This is a genomic window from Anaerofustis sp. NSJ-163 (assembly GCF_024135845.1).
Classification (GTDB): Bacteria; Bacillota; Clostridia; order Eubacteriales; family Anaerofustaceae; genus Anaerofustis; species Anaerofustis butyriciformans.
Genome location: NZ_JAMYJV010000009.1, coordinates 1 through 5,237 on the forward strand (window position 1 = coordinate 1; position 5,237 = coordinate 5,237).

Here is a 5,237-nt window from a genome sequence, read left to right on the forward strand (position 1 = left end):
AAAAAAACCCCGCGACTACCTACCCTCCCAGTCCGTCTCCAGACAAGTACTCTAGGCGTGGACGGGCTTAACTTCTGTGTTCGGAATGTTTACAGGTGTTACACCGTCGCTATCGTCACGAGGAATTAAACTATTTCATTTAACTCTTCATTAAGAGATAATTATAAATTGCATAAGTTCTTTTACAAGTTCATATATCTTTAGATCAAGTCCTCGAGCAATTAGTATCGCTCAGCTGAATACATTACTGTACTTACACATGCGACCTATCAACCTGATAGTCTATCAGGGCTCTTACTTCACAAAGAATGGGATACCTAATCTTGAGGGGGGCTTCGCACTTAGATGCCTTCAGTGCTTATCCCGTCCCAACTTAGCTACCCGGCTATGCCACTGGCGTGACAACCGGTGCACCAGAGGTTAGTCCGCCCCGGTCCTCTCGTACTAGGGGTAGCTCCTCTCAAGTATCCTACGCCCACGACGGATAGGGACCGAACTGTCTCACGACGTTCTGAACCCAGCTCGCGTGCCGCTTTAATGGGCGAACAGCCCAACCCTTGGAACCTGCTTCAGCTCCAGGATGCGACGAGCCGACATCGAGGTGCCAAACCTCCCCGTCGATGTGGACTCTTGGGGGAGATAAGCCTGTTATCCCCGAGGTAACTTTTATCCGTTAAGCGACGGCCCTTCCACTCGGAACCGCCGGATCACTAAGCCCTACTTTCGTACCTGCTCGACGTGTCTGTCTCGCAGTCAAGCTCCCTTCTGCCTTTACACTCTAATAAATGGTTTCCAACCATTTTGAGGGAACCTTTGGGCGCCTCCGCTACTCTTTAGGAGGCGACCGCCCCAGTCAAACTACCCACCTGACAGTGTCCCTATACCGGATTACGGTATCAGGTTAGAATTCCAGCATTATAAGGGTGGTATCCAAAGGTCGACTCCACCAAGACTGGCGTCCTAGCTTCTAAGTCTCCCACCTATCCTGTACATACAATACCGAAATTCAGTGCCAAGCTATAGTAAAGCTCTACGGGGTCTTTCCGTCCGGTCGCGGGTAACCGGCATCTTTACCGGTACTACAATTTCACCGAGTGTGTTGTCGAGACAGTGTCCAGATCGTTACGCCTTTCGTGCGGGTCAGAACTTACCTGACGAGGAATTTCGCTACCTTAGGACCGTTATAGTTACGGCCGCCGTTTACTGGGGCTTAAGTTCACTGCTTCGCCGAAGCTAACAGATCCCCTTAACCTTCCAGCACCGGGCAGGCGTCAGCCCATATACTTCATCTTTCGATTTTGCATAGACCTGTGTTTTTGGTAAACAGTCGCCTGGACCTTTTCACTGCGCCCTGCTCTCACAGGGACCCCTTCTCGCGAACTTACGGGGTGATTTTGCCGAGTTCCTTAACAACACTTCTCTCGCTCATCTTAGGATTCTCTCCTCACCTACCTGTGTCGGTTTACGGTACGGGCAAATATGTTCTCAATAGAAGCTTTTCTCGCCAGTGTGAAATCAGCTACTTCCCTACTATATTTCGGTACTCATCACAGCCCAGGCTTACGTTAAGCGGATTTGCCTACTTAACACCCTCACTGCTTGACCCAGCATTTCCAACAGCTGGGATAACCTATCCTCCTGTGTCACTCCATCTCTCAAACAAACATATTCGGTACTGGAATATCAACCAGTTGTCCATCGACTACGCCTTTCGGCCTCGCCTTAGGTCCCGACTAACCCCGGGGGGACGAACCTTGCCCGGGAAACCTTAGGTTTTCGATGGTACAGATTCTCACTGCACTTTCGCTACTCATGCCAGCATTCTCTCTTGTGTAACGTCCACCGGATACTTACGTTTCGGCTTCACCCTTTACACAATGCTCCCCTACCACTAGTATAAACTAATCCTTAGCTTCGGTATCAGATTTTAGCCCCGGTTATTTTCGGCGCATGATCACTCGACCAGTGAGCTATTACGCACTCTTTAAATGAATGGCTGCTTCTAAGCCAACGTCCTGGCTGTCTTAGCAATTATACATCCTTTCCCACTTAATCTGAATTTTGGGACCTTAGCTGAAGATCTGGGCTGTTTCCCTTTCGACCATGGAACTTATCTTTCACAGTCTGACTGCATGACTAAAATATATGGCATTCGGAGTTTGATAAGGTTCAGTAAGCAATACGCCCCCTAGCCAATTCAGTGCTCTACCTCCATTATTCATCGTCACACGCTAGCCCTAAAGCTATTTCGGGGAGAACCAGCTATCTCCGTGTTCGATTGGAATTTCTCCCCTACCCACACCTCATCCGAGCCTTTTTCACAGACACCGGTTCGAGCCTCCACGAAGTTTTACCTTCGCTTCACTCTGGACATGGGTAGATCACACGGTTTCGGGTCTACAGCATGCAACTTTCGCCCTATTCAGACTCGGTTTCCCTGCGGCTTCGCTGCTGAACAGCTTAACCTCGCTACACACCGTAACTCGCTGGCTCGTTCTACAAAAAGCACACCATCACTTGCGCTCTGGCTGCTTGTAGGCATAAGGTTTCAGGTTCTATTTCACTCCCCTCCCGGGGTACTTTTCACCTTTCCCTCACGGTACTATTCTCTATCGGTCATCCAGTAGTATTTAGCCTTGGGAGGTGGGCCTCCCATATTCCCACAGGGTTTCACGTGTCCCGTGGTACTCGCTTGGTGTATCTACTACATAATGCTTTTCGCTTACAGGACTGTAACCTTCTTTGGTGTGCCTTCCCATACACTTCAGCTAAACATTATATCTCTCAATACACGGGCTGGTCCCCGTTCGCTCGCCGCTACTAGGAGAATCGATGTTTCTTTCTCTTCCTCCGGCTACTTAGATGGTTCAGTTCGCCGGGTTCCCTCCTACCAGACTATATATTCACCTGGTGGTACTATGTCTTCACATAGTGGGTTGCCCCATTCGGAAATCTACGCCTCAAAGCTTATTTGCAGCTTAACGTAGCTTATCGCAGCTTATCACGTCCTTCATCGGCTCTGGATGCCAAGGCATTCACCTTATGCCCTTAATAACTTGATCCTAAGATATATTCTTACAAAATGTCTTGAAATTATAGTTTTTAACCAAACTTTCTTTTCTTTGTCGTTTCGTAATCATACTTGTTTTCGTGTTTTCTACTTATGCAATTTTCAATTATCTCTCAACTCTTTAAGAGTTAAAACTAAGATACTATTTCTAATACCTTACTTTTAATCCTTAAATCTTCATGGTGGGCCTGGGAGGACTCGAACCTCCGACCTCACGCTTATCAGGCGTGCGCTCTAACCACCTGAGCTACAAGCCCCCACACATTTTCATATATGGTGGAGATGAGGAGATTCGAACTCCTGACCCCCTGCTTGCAAGGCAGGTGCTCTCCCAACTGAGCTACACCCCCATTAGTTGGTCATTCACTTTTTACAATAGACTAAAAGAGAAAGATTTGAGTCGAGTCTCTTTTCTACTCTTAGAAAGGAGGTGATCCAGCCGCACCTTCCGATACGGCTACCTTGTTACGACTTCACCCCAATTACTGATCCCACCTTCGACAGCTGCCTCCTTACGGTTAGCTCACTGGCTTCGGGTGTTACCAACTCTCGTGGTGTGACGGGCGGTGTGTACAAGGCCCGGGAACGCATTCACCGCGACATTCTGATTCGCGATTACTAGCAACTCCGACTTCATGCAGGCGAGTTGCAGCCTGCAATCCGAACTGAGATCTGCTTTTTGAGATTAGCTTGGCATCACTGCTTCGCAACCCTTTGTACAGACCATTGTAGCACGTGTGTAGCCCAGGTCGTAAGGGGCATGATGATTTGACGTCGTCCCCACCTTCCTCCCTCTTTCAAGGGCAGTCTGTCTAGAGTCCTCAACTGAATGTTAGTAACTAAACACAAGGGTTGCGCTCGTTGCGGGACTTAACCCAACATCTCACGACACGAGCTGACGACAACCATGCACCACCTGTCTCTTTGTCCCGAAGGAAAGTCTAATCTCTTAGACGGTCAAAGGATGTCAAGACCTGGTAAGGTTCTTCGCGTTGCTTCGAATTAAACCACATGCTCCGCTGCTTGTGCGGGCCCCCGTCAATTCCTTTGAGTTTCACTCTTGCGAGCGTACTCCCCAGGCGGAATACTTAATGTGTTAACTGCGGCACTGAGTTACCCCAACACCTAGTATTCATCGTTTACGGCGTGGACTACCAGGGTATCTAATCCTGTTCGCTCCCCACGCTTTCGCACCTCAGCGTCAGTTATCGTCCAGTAAGCCGCCTTCGCCACCGGTGTTCTTCCTAATCTCTACGCATTTCACCGCTACACTAGGAATTCCGCTTACCTCTCCGATACTCAAGTTATCCAGTTTCAAGTGCACTTTTCCGGTTGAGCCGAAAACTTTCACACCTGACTTAATTAACCGCCTACGTGCTCTTTACGCCCAGTGAATCCGGACAACGCTCGCCCCCTACGTATTACCGCGGCTGCTGGCACGTAGTTAGCCGGGGCTTTCTCCTGAGGTACCGTCACTATCTTCCCTCAGAACAGAGCTTTACGATCCGAAAACCTTCATCGCTCACGCGGCGTTGCTGCGTCAGGGTTGCCCCCATTGCGCAATATTCCCCACTGCTGCCTCCCGTAGGAGTCTGGGCCGTGTCTCAGTCCCAATGTGGCCGATCACCCTCTCAGGTCGGCTACTCATCGTCGGCTTGGTGAGCCGTTACCTCACCAACTACCTAATAAGACGCAGGTCCGTCTCATACCACCGGAGTTTTTACCACTTTATCATGCGATAGCGTGGTCTTATGCGGGTTTAATCCAAGTTTCCCTGGGCTATCCCCCTGTATGAGGTTGGTTACCTACGCGTTACTCACCCGTTCGCCACTTTCCACTTATAAAATCTTCCGAAGAATCAATCATAAGCTTCTCGTTCGACTTGCATGTGTTAAGCACGCCGCCAGCGTTCGTCCTGAGCCAGGATCAAACTCTCAATATAATTTATCGCATCAACCTCTCGGTCGATTGTTTACATCTTAAATCTTAATCCGACTCTTTACTCAAATCTCACTGACTAAATTTGCATATAGCAATTCATATCATCTTTTTCTCTTTTATTCTTTTGTCTTATTATCTCGCCGCCTCTTTCAGAGTCAGCTGAATTATAATACCACATACTCAATCTCTTGTCAACTACTTTTTTAACTTTTTTTGTCATTTTTTT

General features: G+C 48.5%; 2 tRNA genes and 3 rRNA genes. All 5 read right to left on the reverse strand.

Going from position 1 to position 5,237, the window contains the following annotated elements:
• Window positions 1–6 precede the first annotated feature (6 nt).
• A 5S ribosomal RNA gene (rrf, locus tag M6G78_RS10205) occupies window positions 7–123 on the reverse strand.
• 78 nt (window positions 124–201) lie between these two features.
• Window positions 202–3,062, reverse strand: a 23S ribosomal RNA gene (locus M6G78_RS10210).
• A gap of 188 nt (window positions 3,063–3,250) precedes the next feature.
• A tRNA-Ile gene (locus M6G78_RS10215) sits at window positions 3,251–3,327 on the reverse strand.
• A 17-nt stretch (window positions 3,328–3,344) separates the two neighbouring features.
• Window positions 3,345–3,420 (reverse strand) — tRNA-Ala (locus M6G78_RS10220).
• 73 nt (window positions 3,421–3,493) lie between these two features.
• Window positions 3,494–5,012 (reverse strand): 16S ribosomal RNA (locus M6G78_RS10225).
• The 16S, 23S and 5S rRNA genes sit together here with 2 tRNA genes alongside, the layout of an rRNA operon.
• Window positions 5,013–5,237 lie beyond the last annotated feature (225 nt).